General features: G+C 53.4%; 18 protein-coding genes and 2 pseudogenes. 11 read left to right on the top strand and 9 right to left on the bottom strand.

Annotation, left to right across the window (positions count from 1 at the left end; all coding sequences use genetic code 11):
* A complete protein-coding gene (locus EV294_RS22705; RefSeq protein ID WP_132311008.1) occupies nucleotides 1-726 on the top strand; it encodes an MBL fold metallo-hydrolase in 726 nt (241 codons plus the stop codon).
* Between the two features lie 67 nt (nucleotides 727-793).
* Here EV294_RS22705 and EV294_RS22700 read toward each other — a convergent pair whose 3' ends face one another.
* Genes EV294_RS22700 through EV294_RS22690 form a run of 3 tightly spaced genes read right to left on the bottom strand, consistent with a single transcriptional unit; the run spans nucleotide 794 to nucleotide 3301 of the window.
* The gene (locus EV294_RS22700) at nucleotides 794-1117 is read right to left on the bottom strand and encodes a hypothetical protein (protein WP_132311006.1); all 324 of its coding nucleotides are present in this window, start codon (nucleotides 1115-1117) and stop codon (nucleotides 794-796) included.
* Nucleotides 1101-2543: a radical SAM protein gene (locus EV294_RS22695; protein WP_132311004.1), complete on the bottom strand. Its 1443-nt coding sequence runs from the start codon at nucleotides 2541-2543 to the stop codon at nucleotides 1101-1103. Before EV294_RS22695 ends, EV294_RS22700 begins: the two co-directional genes overlap by 17 nt.
* A 2-nt stretch (nucleotides 2544-2545) precedes the next feature.
* Nucleotides 2546-3301, bottom strand: a complete 756-nt coding sequence (locus EV294_RS22690) for a prolipoprotein diacylglyceryl transferase (protein ID WP_132311002.1) — start codon at nucleotides 3299-3301, stop codon at nucleotides 2546-2548.
* 173 nt (nucleotides 3302-3474) lie between these two features.
* Between EV294_RS22690 and EV294_RS22685 the strand changes: the two genes are divergently transcribed.
* Nucleotides 3475-4239, top strand: a complete 765-nt coding sequence (locus EV294_RS22685; protein ID WP_132311000.1) for an SDR family oxidoreductase — start codon at nucleotides 3475-3477, stop codon at nucleotides 4237-4239.
* Between the two features lie 60 nt (nucleotides 4240-4299).
* On the opposite strand, the gene EV294_RS22680 is transcribed toward EV294_RS22685, so the two are convergent.
* From EV294_RS22680 to EV294_RS22665, 4 genes are all read right to left on the bottom strand, one after another.
* On the bottom strand, nucleotides 4300-6399 hold the full coding sequence (locus EV294_RS22680) for a CocE/NonD family hydrolase (protein WP_165930782.1): 2100 nt from the start codon (nucleotides 6397-6399) through the stop codon (nucleotides 4300-4302).
* A 13-nt stretch (nucleotides 6400-6412) separates the two neighbouring features.
* Nucleotides 6413-7573: a dipeptidase gene (locus EV294_RS22675; protein WP_132310996.1), complete on the bottom strand. Its 1161-nt coding sequence runs from the start codon at nucleotides 7571-7573 to the stop codon at nucleotides 6413-6415.
* Between the two features lie 12 nt (nucleotides 7574-7585).
* Nucleotides 7586-8563 (bottom strand): ornithine cyclodeaminase family protein, encoded by a 978-nt coding sequence (locus tag EV294_RS22670; protein ID WP_132310994.1) that lies wholly within the window; start codon nucleotides 8561-8563, stop codon nucleotides 7586-7588.
* A gap of 138 nt (nucleotides 8564-8701) precedes the next feature.
* Nucleotides 8702-9601, bottom strand: a complete 900-nt coding sequence (locus EV294_RS22665) for a GGDEF domain-containing protein (protein WP_165930781.1) — start codon at nucleotides 9599-9601, stop codon at nucleotides 8702-8704.
* A gap of 430 nt (nucleotides 9602-10031) precedes the next feature.
* Between EV294_RS22665 and EV294_RS22660 the strand changes: the two genes are divergently transcribed.
* The 4 genes from EV294_RS22660 to EV294_RS22645 all read left to right on the top strand — a co-directional run bounded on the left by EV294_RS22660 (nucleotide 10032) and on the right by EV294_RS22645 (nucleotide 12313).
* Nucleotides 10032-10325, top strand: coding sequence for a hypothetical protein (locus EV294_RS22660; RefSeq protein WP_132310990.1), 294 nt, complete (start codon nucleotides 10032-10034; stop codon nucleotides 10323-10325).
* Between the two features lie 16 nt (nucleotides 10326-10341).
* Nucleotides 10342-11274, top strand: a complete 933-nt coding sequence (locus tag EV294_RS22655) for an FAD:protein FMN transferase (RefSeq protein ID WP_132310988.1) — start codon at nucleotides 10342-10344, stop codon at nucleotides 11272-11274.
* Nucleotides 11271-11894 (top strand): ferric reductase-like transmembrane domain-containing protein, encoded by a 624-nt coding sequence (locus tag EV294_RS22650; RefSeq protein ID WP_132310986.1) that lies wholly within the window; start codon nucleotides 11271-11273, stop codon nucleotides 11892-11894. The genes EV294_RS22655 and EV294_RS22650 overlap by 4 nt, the downstream gene beginning before the upstream one ends.
* Before the next feature lie 131 nt (nucleotides 11895-12025).
* The gene (locus EV294_RS22645) at nucleotides 12026-12313 is read left to right on the top strand and encodes a hypothetical protein (RefSeq protein WP_012772611.1); all 288 of its coding nucleotides are present in this window, start codon (nucleotides 12026-12028) and stop codon (nucleotides 12311-12313) included.
* Between the two features lie 160 nt (nucleotides 12314-12473).
* On the opposite strand, the gene EV294_RS22640 is transcribed toward EV294_RS22645, so the two are convergent.
* Nucleotides 12474-12677 carry a LysR family transcriptional regulator substrate-binding protein gene (locus tag EV294_RS22640; protein WP_243711760.1) on the bottom strand — a complete coding sequence of 68 codons (204 nt, stop codon included), beginning with the start codon at nucleotides 12675-12677 and terminating at the stop codon, nucleotides 12474-12476.
* Nucleotides 12678-12710: 33 nt separating this feature from the next.
* Here EV294_RS22640 and EV294_RS22635 point away from each other — a divergent pair.
* The 5 genes and pseudogenes from EV294_RS22635 to EV294_RS22615 form a co-directional block, all read left to right on the top strand.
* Nucleotides 12711-13202 (top strand): annotated as a pseudogene (locus EV294_RS22635) (adenylosuccinate synthetase); the annotation flags it as partial.
* Nucleotides 13203-13292: 90 nt separating this feature from the next.
* Nucleotides 13293-13613, top strand: coding sequence for a luciferase domain-containing protein (locus EV294_RS22630; RefSeq protein WP_132310984.1), 321 nt, complete (start codon nucleotides 13293-13295; stop codon nucleotides 13611-13613).
* 71 nt (nucleotides 13614-13684) lie between these two features.
* Nucleotides 13685-13858 (top strand): annotated as a pseudogene (locus EV294_RS22625) (small acid-soluble spore protein H); the annotation flags it as partial.
* A 212-nt stretch (nucleotides 13859-14070) separates the two neighbouring features.
* A complete protein-coding gene (locus EV294_RS22620) occupies nucleotides 14071-15249 on the top strand; it encodes a hypothetical protein (RefSeq protein ID WP_132310980.1) in 1179 nt (392 codons plus the stop codon).
* Between the two features lie 71 nt (nucleotides 15250-15320).
* Nucleotides 15321-16235 carry a DMT family transporter gene (locus tag EV294_RS22615; RefSeq protein ID WP_132310978.1) on the top strand — a complete coding sequence of 305 codons (915 nt, stop codon included), beginning with the start codon at nucleotides 15321-15323 and terminating at the stop codon, nucleotides 16233-16235.
* Here the strand turns inward: EV294_RS22615 and EV294_RS22610 are convergent.
* The gene (locus EV294_RS22610; protein WP_132310976.1) at nucleotides 16204-16749 is read right to left on the bottom strand and encodes an HD domain-containing protein; all 546 of its coding nucleotides are present in this window, start codon (nucleotides 16747-16749) and stop codon (nucleotides 16204-16206) included. The two genes, EV294_RS22615 and EV294_RS22610, sit on opposite strands and share 32 nt — an antisense overlap.
* Nucleotides 16750-17050: the final 301 nt, after the last annotated feature.

Here is a 17050-nt window from a genome sequence, read left to right as displayed (position 1 = left end):
ATGCTGGAGATAAAGATGAAGCTGGCCGGGCGCATGATGCCGATTCATCCCGTCGTCCTGCTTGACGAAGAAAGTTGGGTGCTGATTGACACGGGCATGATCGGAAATGCGGAGGATATCCGTGCCTTCGTGTCTGTGCAAGAGGAGATTTCGAAACTGCCGCTCAAAGCGGTCATTCTTACTCACCAGGATATTGACCACATAGGCGGTCTGTCATCCTTCCTGGAGGAAGAGGGTAAAAAACGGCCATTCGATGTATACGCCCATGAAGCGGACAGAGCCGTCATTGACGGGGAAGCGCCGCTGCTGAAGTTTCCTGCCGACCGTTTGGAGGCGGAGCTCGAGGCATGGCCCGGCAGCTTAAGCGAGCAGTATAAAAGAGTGCTCGGGCAGCCGTCCCGGCCTATCGTAACCCGCTTGATGGCGGAGAGGGAGATCCTTCCGTTTGGAGGCGGCTTAACCGTCATTCATACGCCCGGCCATACGCCGGGACATGTCAGTCTTTATCATCAGGCAAGCAAAACGTTAATTGCAGGCGATGCGCTTGTCATTCATAACGGCGAGCTGCTGCCGTCTTCACCGTATTCGACGGTGGATATGGAGCAGGCTTTGCAGTCCGTGAAAAAATTGCAGGCTTATGACATTGAAGCGGTCGTTTGTTATCACGGAGGCCTGCTGCGAGGCGGGATAAATAAGCGTATAGATAAATTAGCCGCTTTGGTATAGGCAAAGGCCGGGAGTCTCCGCTAAGGAGGCCTCCCGGCCTTTTTTCAACCGTCACAGAGAAGTTCTCTTAAAGTGAGAGATTGCCGCTGACCAGAAGGCCGAAGCAAGCCGCATTCACCAGAAACGTAATGCCGGCGCCGATGAGCAGGCCTTGAACGATGCCGGTTTTTTTGCGAAACACGAGTATAGCCGGAAGCAGGTAGACAAGCTGGGCAATGCTGATAAAGAAGAAGCCGATCGGGAAAAGGAACAGCAGGCAATGCAGCACGGCCAATATTCCGATCCCCAGAAATACGTGCTTCACATGGTGAGGCGATTTTTCGTAAGGCGATTTGTTTGGGCTTCCCGGTTGCCGGTTATCCCCGTTATCCCCGTTATTGACTCCAGTCATAGAGCTTCCCTCCCGGACGCATATCGAATTCCTCTCTCAACTCAGCGAGCTTCTGCTCCTGCTCTGCCGTTCGGTAGAACATATTGTAGGTATCAAACGGAATGATTCTGCCGTCCGGATGCGCGATATGCACGCAGGATTTTTTGACCGAACGGACATCGAAGTTGTACGGATCCAGAAACTGCATGATGATGACCCGGAATACATTGTCGTAGCCGATAGGCTCGGGCACGGAAACGAGCGGCAGGCAGCAGAGCAGGCTCTTCAGCGATAAAGCGGAAGAAGTAGGCGAATGAGCCGTCGAGAACAGCTCGAAGATGCGCGACTTCAGCGTTTCGTCCTGCTCGAACACGATGGTGTTGCGGCCGCCGTCCAGCAAAATTTGAGGATCGATTAGCCCCGTTAACGGAATAGCCTCTCCTCCAAGCTTTAATGCATACCCCATCGCAAGGCAATCCGGATGGCAAGGAACAGGAATGACATCCTCCGCGCGGAAAATGCCCGATTGATCAATGATGCCCTGCCGCACCTCGCTTAGCGTAAGGCGGTCCTTGGCAGGATCGAACTCCTCCAGTCTTCCCGCAGCCTGGATCGGCTGAAACGTTACGCCGCGCACGGCGCGCTGCTTCAAGCCGAACTGGATAATGTCGCCAATCTCGTGATCGTTCAGGCCTTTCTTCAGCGTAACCACCAGCGTGGTCGAAATGTTGAACTCGTTCAAATGCTCCAGCGCTCTGCGCCGCACATCGCGAAGGTCCACGCCGCGCAGCTCCCGGAGCGTCTCTTCCTCGAAGCTGTCGAACTGCAGATAGATTTCAAAGCCCGGCATATATTGGGCAAGCCGTTCGGCGAACTTCCTGTCCTGGGCGATCCGCAGACCGTTGGTGTTCACCATGACATGCTTGATGGGCTTGCTCTTCACCAGATCCAATATTTCGAAAAACTGCGGGTGGATCGTAGGCTCGCCGCCGCTGATCTGCACGATATCCGGCTCGCCTTCGTTACGGACGATCGCGTCCAGCATGAACTCGATCTGCTCAAGCGAACGATAGGAGCCCGCATGCGGGGAGGATTCCGCGTAGCAGATCGGGCACTGCAGGTTGCAGCGCTCGGTAATCTCGAGCAGCGTCAGGCAGCTATGCTGTTCATGGTCGGGGCATAGCCCGCAGTCGTAGGGACAGCCGTAGCGGATCGGAGTGTTCCATACCTCCGGCATTTCCGCGGGCTTCAGAAACTCCCGGCACTTTTTGTAATACTCGGCATCGCTTGCGATTAGTACCTTTTCGCGGCCGTGCTGTCCGCAATATTTCAGAAGGAATACCTGATTATCCTCAATAATCACTTTCGCTTCAACCTTGCGAAGGCATTTGGAGCATACGCTGTTTGTCAGCTCGTAGAAAATATAAGGTCTGTTTTTAGTTGTCATCGTTACAATTCCTTTCTATGTGAGCGTTGCGGCCGTACAAGCCACTTGGATAAGAGAACGGCGTAATAGATGAGTCCGGCGATACAGGCAAGCTGAATATTGTTTAGCCCTAGATAGAAGTGCGGGGTTGGCTTAATGAAATCGATAACGAAGCGGAACAGCAGATAACCGGTCATAAACAATTGGAAGATGGCTCCGTCCGGCAAGCTGCCTTTTCGGTGGAAGAGGAAGGCGCCAAGCAGCAGGAGAAAAGCAATCTCGTACAGCTGCGTCGGATGCCGGAGCACCCCGTCGCCGAAATCGATTCCGGTGATCCAGTTGGTAGCCACGCCGTACGTATGATCGTCAAGGCCGGTCAGGAAGCAGCCGATTCGCCCGATGATCATGCCGACGATCAGAGGCAAAGCCATGTCGTCGCCCGTGGAGCGGGAATAGCCAATGCGCTTCTTCGTCCATTCGACGCCGATAAGGCCGCCAAGCAGTCCGCCAACGATCGTTTTGCCCTCCATGAGATAGGTGTAGCTGTTCCAGTTCTCAAGCGTCAGGCGAGGGTCCTCGAACCAATACAGCAGCTTGGAGCCAACCGCCGCGCCCATGATGGCGCCAACGATGACCCACATGCCCTGCACGATCGGGATTTTGTCTTTGCTTCTTGTGTAGAGGTAGACGCGGAAGCCGATAAAATAAGCGAGTGTTTCAAATACCGCATGGGGATGCAGCTTTACAAATCCAAGATCAATCCAGACAGGGAAAGTCATGATGCGCTCCAATCTATCGTATTGGCTTATTTTGTATAGATTCGCTTATCGAGACAGAAATCCCTTTCGATTTCCATAAGCTTTCCTCGGCCCCGGAATGAGACCGCAACATTACAAAACGGCTCCTATGGTACAAATAAGGATGTAAAAAAAGGGAGGAGCTGAACAAGGGAATGAGCAGATTAAACGGAAAAATCGCGCTGGTAACCGGTGCGAGCAGAGGGATTGGCCGCGCTATTGCGCTGCGGCTTGCAGAGGAGGGGGCGACGGTAGCCGTTCATTACGGTTCCAATCACGATGCGGCGGCCGAAGTCGTGCGGCAGATCGGGCAAATGGGAGGAGATGCCTTTGCCATCGGTCAGGAGCTTGGTACGGCTGCCGGCGCTGCTAAGCTTCTGGAGGATTTGGACCTGGCTTTGGAGCGGCGTACGGGAGAGAAGTATTTTGATATTCTCGTCAATAATGCAGGCGTGGCACTTGTGACCGCTATCGAGGAAACAACGGAAGCCGCCTTTGACCATGTGATGAATACCAATGTAAAGGGGCCGTTTTTCCTTATTCAGCAAGCGTTGCACAGGTTAAGAGACGGCGGAAGAATTATAAATTTGTCCTCTGCCGTAACGCGGATTTCCTTGCCGGGAGTCGCGGCGTACAGCATGAGCAAAGGGGCTGTCAATACGCTGACGTTATCGTTATCTACCCAGCTTGCTTCCCGCGGGATAACCGTTAATGCCCTGCAGCCCGGATTTGTCGCCACGGACATGAACAAAGCTATGCTGCAGGATGAATCGGGCTATCAATTCGGCGCCGGGTATTCGAGCTTCGGCAGATGGGGGGAGCCGTCGGATGTTGCGGATGTCGCTGCGTTTCTCGCTTCTTCCGACAGCCGCTGGATTACGGGGCAATGCCTGGATGTAAGCGGCGGTTCGCATTTATAAGTAGGAGAAGAAAGGCCGGGAATCTCTCTCTCTGGAAGAGAAACCCGGCCTTGTTTCGTATTATTCGCCAAGTACGGGAAGCAGTACGTGGCTTGGGTATTGTTCGGAGTGATAGATCGTCTGCGTAGCCGGGACCGGCTCCGGATCGTCATACGGGTTCAGACCCGTATTGGAATTCGGGAATGCAACAAGCTTGCTGGACGACGTGATCGAGAAGCGGACGCGGTGTCCGGCAGGGAACTGATGCGCGATATTCGGAAGGAAAATATCGAATTTCGCTACCTCGCCGGGCGTCAGCAGCTCCGGCTTGTCATAGCCGTGACGGTATTTGGCACGGACGATGTAGCTGGAGAGCAGAATGGAGTTGCCCGCTTCATCCACGTCGCTGAGCGCGACAACCCAGTCGGTATCGACCGCCGAGCTCGCCGCGTAGAGCACGGCGGACAACTCGCCGGCAATCTTAAACGGCTGCTCCAGCTTGTCGCCGGTATAGCAGAGCACGTCCTGGCGCAGTTCGATCGTGCGGCGGTTTTCCGGGATCCGTTCCCCGGAATCCACGACTGGATCCGCCGGGTTGTAGACATAAACGTCCGGCGTGCTGCTTTGCTGTGGGCGCTGCAGCGTAAGCTTGCCGTCGCCAAAGGCTGAGTTCGCCCGTCCGCCGCCTCCGAGATAGAATGGCGTTACCGTTGATTCTGCCGGCGTCCAGTCCGCCGAAGTCCGCCATTTGTTCTCGCCTACCACGTAGTAGCGGGCACGGGGCTCCTCGTTAATGCCGTTTGGCATCCCCTTCAGGAAATGGTCGAACCAGCGGAGGACGTTAACGTCGTAGTCGTAGACAACGGCATCCTCGCCAAAGGCGGTGCCCTCCAGGTCGCGGGCGCGGTTTGGACCGTGCTCCCAAGGGCCAAGCCAGATTTTCCGGTTCGGAACGTCGTATTCGGATAGCAGGCGCCACGTTTCCGATACGCCGGGACTGTCGCCGTCATACCAGCCGGAGATGACAAACATCGGAGCTTTAATCTGATCCGCGCGCTCCGAATGGGTGCAGTTCTTCCAGTATTCGTCGTATTCCGGATGCTGGCTCCAAAAATCCCACGGCCCGGAATTTCTGCCGATCATCTGCTGCGGAATCTCTCGGATCGGCCGCGCTTCAACGGCTTTGAAAGGGTCGACGGTAATGCCGCCGAAGATTTCGAAGTCCGTCCGGGTGCCAACCGACTGGGCAAGCGTCCAGGAGAGCAGTGGCCAGGAGCAGACGGTGCCGCCGCGGCGGACCGTGTCGACAAACGGAGATCCGACGTTAACCTCGTTCACAACCGCCTTCAGGTTCGGATGTCCGCTGGTGGAAGCCGCCATTACGACGTAACCGAGGTAGGAGGCTCCCCACATGCCGACATCGCCGTTCGACCATTCCTGGGAAATAATCCAGTCGATCGTATCGCTGCCGTCTTCGCGTTCGTAATAGAACGGGACAAGCTCGCCTTCGGAGTCGGCGCGGCCCCGGACATCCTGGTTCACAACGGCATACCCCTTATTCGCCCAGCGCAGGAAATGCTCTTTCTTGCCGGCCCGGTCATAGCAGGTGCGGACGAGAATCGTCGGCAGCTTTGCGCCAGGCCGAATGCCTTCCGGCAGATAGACGTCGGTTGCCAGCTTCAGCCCGTCACGCATCGGAACAAGGAACGTGCCGAGATCGTTTACGCCGTATTCGGGCTTGGACAGCAGGGGATCGTCGTACACGGCAAGCGGGGTGAGCTTCTCCAGCCCTTCCTGCACGATAATCTCCATGCCGTAGCGATTCGGGCAGAGGAAGGCGATAACGGCGCCGTCCAGCGTTACGATATCTACGGCGGTGTCTTTCCGTTTGGCCCATACCTGCGAAGCGCGTCCCTGCTCATCGGTGTAGGTAAGGTGACGGTGATAGATTTCGCCGTTAGCGGTCATAACGCGCTCTCCGGACCATTCCGCTTGGTTGTAGAACGGGAGGTTCTCGCGGATTTGCTGAAGCGGGAGAATATATTTCGCCTGCGGGTCCAGGATATGCTCCTGCATCCGCGTGCGCCGTCTTCGGTCTACTCTTGCATGCATCACTTTATCCTCCGTGAATCGAATCCTGCCCTCGTAAACGCCTGCGCAATAAAAGCTGTAAGTCGTCATTTTGCCGCTCCTCCTATCCCCATACCTGTTCGAAAATACGCAGCCAGTTGCCGCCAATGATCTTGCTGACCTCTTCATCGGAATAACCTCTCGCGACAAGTCCGCGTGTAAAGTTAATGAACAGGCCGTATTGCTCGAGTCCGTCAACAAGCTCGGTGGACGGTCCGTCTCCTCTGGCAAAGCCAAGCTTGGGGGCGATATGCTCCTTGAAATAGACAAGGGACCAGTCGACGTCGCTCATGGGCCAATCGGTACCGATGCCGACATGGTCCACGCCAACCAGGCGAACGATATAGTCGATGTGATCGAGCACATGGTCGATAGTTGTGGCATGCGGATCGCCATGAACGAACCATGGCATCGCAAATACGCCGATTACGCCGCCCGTGGCGGCAATCGCGCGAAGCTCGGCATCGCTTTTGCAGCGGCGGTGAGGATAGATCGCATGGGCGCCCGTATGGGAAGCAATAACGGGCTTGGCGGAGAGACGGCAGGCATCCAGCGTTGTTTGCTCGCCGCAATGGCTGGTATCGACAACGATGCCCAGCTCGTTCATGCGGCCGATAAACGTCATGCCGAAATTGGAGACGCCGCCGTTGGCCAGCTCCATGCAGCCGGATGCGATGGCGTTCTGATTATTATAGGTTAATTGAAGCACCCGAAGGCCAAAGCCGTGAAGAGCCTCGAGCAGGTCGAGGTTCTTGCCGAGACCGCCCGGATCCTGCGACGTGACGATGCCGGCTTTAAGCCCTTTGCGCTTGGCTTCGCGGATATCGTCCGCCGTCAAGGCCTTCACAAGCCAGTCGAAGCGGTCGAACTGCTCCTGCATTTCGCCCATGCTGGTTATCATGGCTTCCGGGCTGGACAAGTCCACTTCCCGATTGCCGGCCGTAATCCCGGAGCGGTACCACTCCTCCTTGAAGGCGGGCAGCTCGCCGCGAACGGACATTTGCCGCAGACGTTTGGCAGGCAAGGCGCTGTACGCCATCGGGTCGTCCTTGAGCGCTTCGCATTCTTCTTTGATTTGCGCCGATACCTCTGGAGGAACAACGCGGGGGGAAAGAGGCCCCTGGAACAGCAGGTCGATCACGATGCTGCGTTCATGGATGCTGAGTGCCCGCTCTTCTTGCTCCGGGGTAAGTTGAAAGTCGTACAATCTTTGCTGCTCCTTCATGATGACACGCTCCTAGATTGCGATAGTTATGCCTTTGCCTTGAAGCTTGGCCTGCTTATACAGATAAGCCGCCGCGGCCAAATCCTCAACGGCTAGGCCAAGCGATTTGAATAAAGTGACGTCATTGTCCGACGATCTGCCCCGGGCGCGGCCAAGAAGGACCTCGCCGAGCTCGCCGATGATATGATCGCTGCCAATCGCCCCTTCCCGAAGAGGGATCAGATAGTCTCCGGCTTCGTTTACGGCCGATTCAAGCCGGTCGACGTACAGTTTCGCCCGCCGGACAACGCTTGTTGCCAGCTCCCGGTCGGGAGCCCGGCAGGCGCCAACGGCGTTGATATGCGCGCCTTCGGGTACCCATTCTCCCTGCAGAACGGGAGTTGTTGAAGAGGTGAGGGTGCAGATGATATCGGCATCCGCAACCGCCTGCTGCGCGGTAGCCGAGATGTCAAACTTCAGCTCCGTATATTTTGCGGCCATTTCCTGTTGAAATTTGGTCGCATGTTCCAGATTAGGGCTCCATACATGGACAAGCTTAATCGGGCGGACGAGCAGCAGCGCCTCGAGATGAGTCCGGGCTTGCTCGCCTGTTCCGATTAACGCAAGAACCCGCGAATTTTCTCTTGCGAGAAGCTTGGTCGCGGCCGCGCTGACGGCGGCGGTGCGTATAGCCGTTACGTTACGGCCGTCGACAATGGCGTTCATTGCGCCATTCTCCGCGTCGAACAAGGCAATAACGCCCTGATGGGAGGGAAGGCCGCGGTTATGGTTGTGGGGGAAGACGCTGATCAGCTTTGCGCCAACGACCTCCTGCGAGGCGAGGTACGCCGGCATTAATCCCATCAAGCCGCCTTGGCGGACGGGAACGACGGACCGGAGCTGCTGCTCGGCTTGTCCGGCGGACAAATCGGACAGGACGTTTTCCATAAGCGGAATGCAGGCTTCCATCGTTAATAGTTCGGATACAACGTTACGGTCAATGACTAACAAAATGCGCTCACCTGCTTGCTCTCTAATGTGAATCTATTTTATTTTACCTCAAAAATATTAGGGAGGGTAACCGCTGCTTGGCACAGCGAAAAAAGAGCCCGCCGGTTATCCGGCAAGCTCTTTTGCGAAAAGCCGGCTCTAGCCGAACCGGCTTCGGTATATGCTGTTTCTTCCGTTTCTTTTGGCCGTGTAGAGGGCCTGGTCGCATCTCGTATACATCGACTCCATATGGGTGTTCTGATCCGGGACGACGGTGAGCACTCCCATGCTTATGGTGTAAGAGACCGGCAGGCTGGTCGGCGCGGATTGCAGCATGATCTTAATTCGTTCGGCCAGCGCGCTTGATTCCCGCTCGCCCTTGCCGGGGAGCAGGATGCCGAACTCGTCCCCGCCGTAACGCACGAACAAGTCGTCCTTGTCCAAGTAATGCCGGATTCGTTTCGTTACGTCCTGCAGCACGAGATCGCCGATAGGATGGCCGTATTTATCGTTAATGTCCTTAAAGCTGTCGATATCAAACAGCAGGTACGAGACCGCTTCGCCTTTTTTGGCATAGCGATTCAGGTAGCTTTTGGCGCTGGCCATGAACGTTCTCCGGTTTAAAGCGCCGGTCAGATCGTCGTAGCTTGCGTAATAAAGCAGCTCCTGATTGGTTCTTTCCTTCCACAGCAGCATAAAGCCCATAATCCCCAAAATCGTAAGGATATAGATCGTCACCAGATAGAGCAGTTGGTAGATCCCCGGCGTGAAGAAGCTTGCGGGAATATCCGTGAAGAGTGCGGTTGTTCCCCGGACCAGATTGGCCGCAACCACAAACAGATAAATATAGCCTATAACCTTCATCAACGGGGAGGGTCCTTTGATCAGCCGGTACATGGGGGCAAGTATGATGGCGAGAGCGGCAGAGCAATAGGCGATCCGGGCGTCCTCCTCGTTATGGATAAGCATGACGAGATGAAATCCCGCAATGCTGAGAGGGATAGCCAGCCTGAACATGATTTTATAGCGTGTCCGCCATTCATTTCGTAATCGTAACATGGAGATGGTCTCAAGAGAGGCTCCGACAAACATGAGGGAATTGGCAACGGAGATGGTCAGAAAGTCCGGGATATCTCCGCGCAATACAACAAGAAACCAGGAGCAGGATTGAAGGCATTTGGCCAGGAAAAAGATTCTGACCGGCAGGGCCTTGATCACATCCCGCCAATAAGCGCTTATTAGTATGAATGTGAATAAATAGGCAATTCCAAGAAAGACAAGGATTGTTGTCGAATCCAGCAGTATGTTAATGGTGGTCACCAGCCTGACGAGAAAAATATCCGTTACTGCCGATTATAGAAGGATGCAGGAAACGGTTGAAAGACGCTATTCGTAAAATTACTCTTAGATCTTATTTCAGCTACGTTTAAGGAATAGGAGATACACTGTCCATTATAGGACATCTGATGGGTGTAGAGGAGGCAATATGATGGCAAATTCCAAATGGGTGAAATGGGTTGTCGGGTTTTCCAGCGTAGCGTTATTTACGGGAATGGTCGGCGTTATTAATCACTCATCATCGGCAAATCCAACAACGGCTCCGGTCAGCAGCGACGTTTTAAATAACAGTCCATCCGATGGAGGAATCCAGGGTAATGACGGCACAGGCTCCTTCGAGCAAAGGCCGTTTGGCCGCGGACGCGGCATGGGACAGGATTTTGGCTCGGGAACGGACTCCGGAACAAGTTCCGGCGACGAAGGCATGCGGACGCATGCTTCCTAGCAGGGAGGGATCATAGATGGCATTGCATAGATTTCGGGCGATGAATTCGCCGTTTTTCACAAAAGGACTGCATGAAGGAGCGCAGGCGATGGCGGAAAGCTGGATCACCGTCGTAGAGGAGAAGCTGAGCCGGTTCAACCCGCGCAGCGAGTTGTCCAAGCTGAACCGTTCAGCAGGACAACCTTTTCCCGCCTCCACGCTGCTCTATGAAGTAATGGCTGAAGCCAACCGTTACCATGAAGCAACCGACGGTCTGTTTAACCCTTATATGGGACATGACATTCACCGGCTTGGCTACTCCGGGACGTTTGAGTCCTTGGCGGAGAGACCCGCGCATGTGAACCCGGTGTTTACGACTAACCCCTTTGATTGCGAGTTGCCTTTGATTCTGGATCCCGATACAAGAGCGTTAACGCTGAATGCGAAGCTTGCGGTTGACCTGGGCGGATTCGCAAAAGGATGGAGCGCCCATCAGCTATCCCTCATGATTCAGCATGCGGGCGTGCGTTCCGGCGCGATCGGAGCGGGAGGCGATATTACGCTGTGGGGTGTACCGGACGAAGGCTGGTCGGTGGGCATCGGGGACCCTTGGGAAGCTAGCCGGGATCTGATGACGCTTCGGGTAAGATACCCGGCGGGCATCGCCACAAGCAATACGGTTAGACGGCAATGGAAGGACAGCTCCGGTCAAAGCCGCCATCATATTATTCATCCGCGCACGGGAGCGCCGGCCGAATCGGATCTGGCCCAGGTGACGCTGTTTGCGCCGAATCTGGCGGATGCCGAGGTATACGCGAAATGCGTCCTTCTGCTCGGAGAGGAGCAGGGCTTCGATTGGCTTGCCGGCAACCATCCGGCTTGTGCGGCGGTAGGCGTGCTTCATGACGGATCGATCCGGACGGTTGGCGCTATCGGTCAGTATGTGGAGGAAAGGGGATTATGCGTATGAATGAAATCATAGATGCCTTAAGTGTATGGACGACAACGCGAGCCTCGGGCATAACGTCGTATTTGTTCCTTTTTCTGTCCACGATTGCCGGCATTGCGATGGGATCGCGTCTGATCGCAAATAAAGCCAAAGCGATTGTACTGACCATGCATCAATCCGCGGGCTGGTTCGGCTTTCTGTTCGGCATGATGCACGGCGCCGTGCTGCTGTTTGACCAATATGTGGGTTATTCCGTAAGCGGTCTGCTAATCCCGTTCACGGCAGAGTCGCATCCCGTCCTGACGGGCATGGGGACGCTCTCGTTTTATATGGCCTTCATTGTTATCCTGTCTTCAGACATGATGAAGAAGCTAGGAAAGAAAGCATGGAAGATGACGCACATGCTGGCATTTCCCGGATACTTTTTGGCTCTCCTGCACGGCCTTCTGATCGGCTCGGATTCAAGCTATCCTTGGGCGCAGGCGATGTACGGGGCGACAGGCATTATGGTTGTCGCGCTTACGGTCTACAGGTTATGGACGGTCAAAAAGGATAAAGGCGAGGCTCCGAAGAGCGGGCGGGTACCCTATCCGAATGCGAAGCCGATTATTATCGAGACAAGCGAATATAAGGTGCGATAAGGCCCTGTAAAGGGTCTTCTTTATTTTTCAAAGAATATGTCGATGATACAGGCTATTGAAGGAGACAACTTTCGCACCTCCCGCATAAAATGTAAGCGTATCACATTCCTCGAATTCGGAGGTGATGAAAAGTGCTAGGATCGCTTACACTTTGGATGGAAGTAGCTTTGTGGGTCGTGCTGGGCTCGATGGGTGCAAACCTGTTGGTTGACTTGTTCAAAATGGTAACAGGCGGCAAATTCTCGATGGACTTCGTATTGGGCTACCTGAAAGACCTGTTGTACTACGTGATGCCGCTGCTTCTTCTTGCGGGACTTTCCTTAATGGACGTAACGGGCTGGGTCGTTCTGGTTGGTTATTACTTGGGCGCGCTCGCAGTGCTCCTGAAGTATCTCATGGACTTGAAAGGAAAATTATAATCCATGGTGGATGCAGCAGTCGGCAAGCCGTAAAACAAGACTGAGCATCTTCGGATAGGATAGGCCGGGGCTTCTTACGGGAGGGCTCCGGCCTTTGGTTTTGTAGAAGCCAGACCGCTGAAGCCGCATGAGAACCAATCGTGTCCCCGATAAGATTCGCTTAAGGCAGTAGAGCCAGGAAGGATTTCGTCGCCGAGGACATAGGAATCCCGCGCGGCGTTGCGATGCCAATCCGTCGGACGGGCAAAGGCTCGGCTAGAGGGATTTCGAACAGCTCGCCCCGCTGCAACTCTTCCATGACGTAGTTGCGAATAACAAAGGCCAAGCCAAAGCCGCTTTTGGCGAATTGGACGAGCAGGTCCACGCTGCCGAGCTCGAATTCAGGGGTATACGCGATGCCGTGACAAAGGCCTATTCCAGCTGTGTGGGCGCCGGACCGTTTGTATCCGAGCTGCATGGCGCACAAGCGGAGGAGCTTAGGAAGCGGGGCGGAGATGCAGGAGAGTACGGCGTAACGACCGGCAGGCCCAGACGCGTCGGATGGTTTGACGCCGTCGCTACGCGATACGGCTGCCGTCTGCAGGGAGCAACGTCCGTCGTATTAACGAACCTGGATGTCTTGGGTTATTTAGACGAGATTCCGGTATGCATCGGCTATGAAACATCGGAGGGGGTTATCGACGACTTTCCTATGACCTCCAAGCTTGAACACGCAAAGCCTGTGTATAAATCCATGCCCGGCTGGAAAAGCGGGATCTCCGAGATAAGACAATTCGATGAGTTGCCTCTTGCGGCCAAACAATACGTAGAGTTTGTGGAGTCAGAGATAGGCGTTCCGATTGCGACGATTTCCGTTGGACCAAGACGCGATCAGGTCATTACGAGATAAGTGAAAGATAAGTGAAGGGGCAATTCTCCGGGGATGCCGGAATACGATTGAAGTAAGGCTCTTTTCAACGTGGATGACGGAGGTGGGCTTATGGGGAGCAAAGCTGTTTTGGAGGAGCTGCTGTTATCTTGGCCGGGCGTAACGTCGGGTCCTCACCGATTCGGCGGTATCGAATTTGCGGTGAACGGCAAGGAGATCGGACATCTTCATGGCGAGCGGCTGGTGGATCTGTTATTGCCGAGGGCCAAGCGGGATGAGGCGGTAATGGCCGGAAAAGCCAGGTCTCACCATATTCTGCCGGAGTCGGGCTGGGTCTCCGTTTATTTGAATACGGAAGACGATCTTGCCCATGCTATCGAACTGCTGCGCTTTAACTATGAACGGTTTGTCCGGGGAGACGCCGTTCCCTAACGTCTTGGGTGCATATTCCATTCCTCCTTCGCTCATACTGTAAGGAGCTTGCAGCAGAGGAGGTTTGTACGATGGATATTAATCGAGCGAAGGAAATTGCCGCCTCTCCGGTTATGGAGGACGTTAGATATAACGGGGTTCCGATCTATATTCAACATGTGGATGATGCGAACGAAACTGCCCGGATCTATCCGCTTTCCGAACCCGAACAGGAGATGGAGGTACCGCTGCGCAGCTTGGCAGAGGCCTCGTCCGCGATGGCGATGGAAGTTGATGAAGTGGCTTGCCGGGCATCCTTAGACGGAAACTGAATAATTGGTTTTTGTAAAACAAAGCATGGCGGGTTACCGCTGTGCTTTGTTTTTTTGTCAATTATACATGAGTAGATTGTAAGCGAAGGGAATGTGAATTACGATAAAAAGGAATATTTTACTAAGTTGCGCAAGGGGTAGATTTAATGGGTTCTTCTTTTGCGAATATTCAATTAAAAGCAGCAAATGCCCTTTCTGTCGAGCAAGTGGTGCAGGTCATTACGGAGTTGATGGAAAATAACCTTTTCGAGAAAGTGGAAGAACCTGAAGACCGCAGTATCGTTTTTTCCTGGGATGGCTCTAGTCCGTGGTTAACGATTTATGACGAGTTTAGCGACGACGGCGATCAAGATATATTAGATGCCTTGGCAGAAGCTTTATCACTGAAGCTGGGTACTCTTGCCGTAAGCAATTCGGTATATGACAGCGATTTGCTTTATATGAAGCTGTTTAATCAGGGGAAATGCCTTGATACCTTTGTGAATGACGTCGATATATATAACGAGATGACGGAAAGCAAGCGAAGGAGACAAGGGGTTCCTTCAAAGTGGGCTTCGCTTGCGGAAGAAATTTCGAAAGAAGAGATAACAAGGATATGGGGAGAAGAAACCGTCTTTGCAGAGGACACGCTCTGGGAATTATCCAAGCTTTATAGCTGGAATACGGACCGTTCTTGCACAGGGTTCAGATACAAGAAGGACGTAGGCTGGGGTGAAGGGGATAACGTGCTGCATTTCCGGGATAACAATCCTGCAGGGAAACTATTCGAGGAACAAGGACCAACGCGATTGGAGCTTGTCTCTTATCAGTCCTATTTGGATTGCTCCACAGAATCGGAAGAAACGACTTACTTTTCCTATTCGAATACCGGACGGTCTGCTGTGGGGATAAGCATAATGATGTGGGGCAGCGCTATTAGCGGCAATTGCTTTGAAAGTATGGAGGCATGCTTGATTTTGCATGATGGCGCAAGGATTTCCGGCCAAATGGAAGACATTGAATTGCATTACCCGGATCTACCGGACAAGCCATTCCTTGGCAAAATGCTTAGGTTCGACGAGCTAGTTATTCCGGCGGGAGCTACGCTGCTTCGGGAAGCCTCCACTCCAAAGGAGATGACTACATTATTGGAAAGAAACAGCCATAGTCGCATGCTGATGAAGTATACGTTTAAACCGGTTAATAGCGGTGTGTATGAGTGGTGTTTTTCGGTAAGACCAAACACTGAGCCTATGAACGGGGTTACCCACGTCGTCAAAGTATTCATCGATATCCCGAAGGAAGAGGAAAGGGCAATAAAAAAAGAGTTTGGATTCTATGTTTGAAGCAATGATTTACTTTTCGGAAGTCTTATGATTAGATGATGTAGCAATCATACATCTAGGAGACAACTATCATGAGTCAATCACTCAAATCCAGTTTACTGTTAATACTCGCCGCCTTTATATGGGGATTCGCTTTTGTCGCCCAGCGGCAAGGGATGGAGCATACGGGACCTTTTACTTTTAATGCCGTTCGATTTGTACTAGGCGCCTTGTCTTTATTGCCGCTTATTTGGATCATGGACCGGAAATCCGGCCAGACCCAGGCGCAGCCTCTAGGTTCCTTTAAGACTGCTTCTATATACGGAGTATGCACGGGACTTATTTTGTTCATTGGAGCTTCCTTGCAGCAAATCGGGCTGATGTATACGACCGCGGGAAAAGCGGCTTTCGTTACGGGACTCTATATTGTTATCGTCCCGTTCTTCGGCCTGTTTCTGAAGCAGCGGCTTGGCGTGAACAGCGGCATAGGCGCCGTTCTGGCGGTTATCGGCCTGTATTTATTATGCATGACCAATGATTTGACGTTGGGAAAAGGGGACCTCTACGAGCTTGTCGGGGCCTTATTCTGGTCCGTCCACATTCTGATGATCGACCGTTTCTCCCGCAAGACGGACGGGTTAAAGCTGTCGCTCGTACAGATTCTAACATGCTCGGTCATGAGCTTTATCGCAGCCTTCTCTACGGAAAAGGTGGAGCTGTCCGGTCTGTTCGATGCCATGATTCCGTTGTTATACGGCGGAATATGTTCGGTGGGTATCGCGTACACGCTGCAGATTATTGGCCAAAAGAACGCGCATCCTACCCAGGCTGCCATTATTCTGAGCCTGGAGACGGTGTTTGCCGCCATCGGCGGCTACCTGCTGCTGGACGAAGTGCTTGGCGTCCGCGCGGGGATCGGCTGTGTGTTTATGCTGGTCGGCATGATTGTGCCGCAGCTTCCGCCGCTTTGGCGGGTTAACCGTAAAAATCGTTCACTTCTTGAATAAACAACGCAAACAGGGGATGCGAGGAGCTGTCTTCGGGCTTAGCGAACGCTTCGGCCAAGCTTTTGTAGTACCAGGCCTGCTCTTTTTCTCCTCTTTTGAACCGGGACCAGAAGGAAGGGCCGGATGTTTCGAACTCCCGTTTCATGCTGCGCAGGTTATGAAGCTTGTCGGCACAGGCTACCAAGCGGATTTCCAGCGAAGAAGAGGGGAGATTCTCGATCGTATGGGTTTTCCGTTCTTCCCAGCTCAAGGATTTATCCGGCTCGGAGCAGCCCTGCACAATAAACGTGATCTTGGGACCAAATAGATCGGTTAATTGCTGCTCGGTCGTATCCGTATCCTCAAGCACGTCATGGAGTAGGCCCGCTATAATCACTTCTTCACTATAGTTGTATGAGGACAGAAGCATTGCCACTCCAAAAGGATGGGAGATGTAAGGGATCCCGGTTCCCTTGCGGTATTGGGCCTTATGGGCGGTTGCTGCAAACTCGATCGCGATATCCAGTAAGTTCACTTGATCAGCTCCTTTAATGGTATTGACTATATTATACGGAGAAAGAGCAAGTATTACGAGCAACCCGGCTTATGAAGCGCTCCAGGCAAGCAGGTACTCAGAAAGCTTAACGATATGCGATATCGTTAAGGCGAGAGAAAAGCGGCTATAGTGTGGTCTTAACGATGTGCCTGCAACTAGAATAAAAAGTGGACACCCTCTAAGAACAGGTAGATAATAAACACAAAAAAACCGAGGTGTCGTCCACATGAAAGAGAGCAGGCAGCATTACAGTGAAGAGTTTAAAGAAAACACCGTTAAA

Source organism: Paenibacillus sp. BK033 (assembly GCF_004345425.1).
Taxonomy (GTDB): domain Bacteria; phylum Bacillota; class Bacilli; order Paenibacillales; family Paenibacillaceae; genus Pristimantibacillus.
Note: the sequence above shows the minus strand (reverse complement) of the source record. Positions and strands in the feature narration are given on the sequence as shown.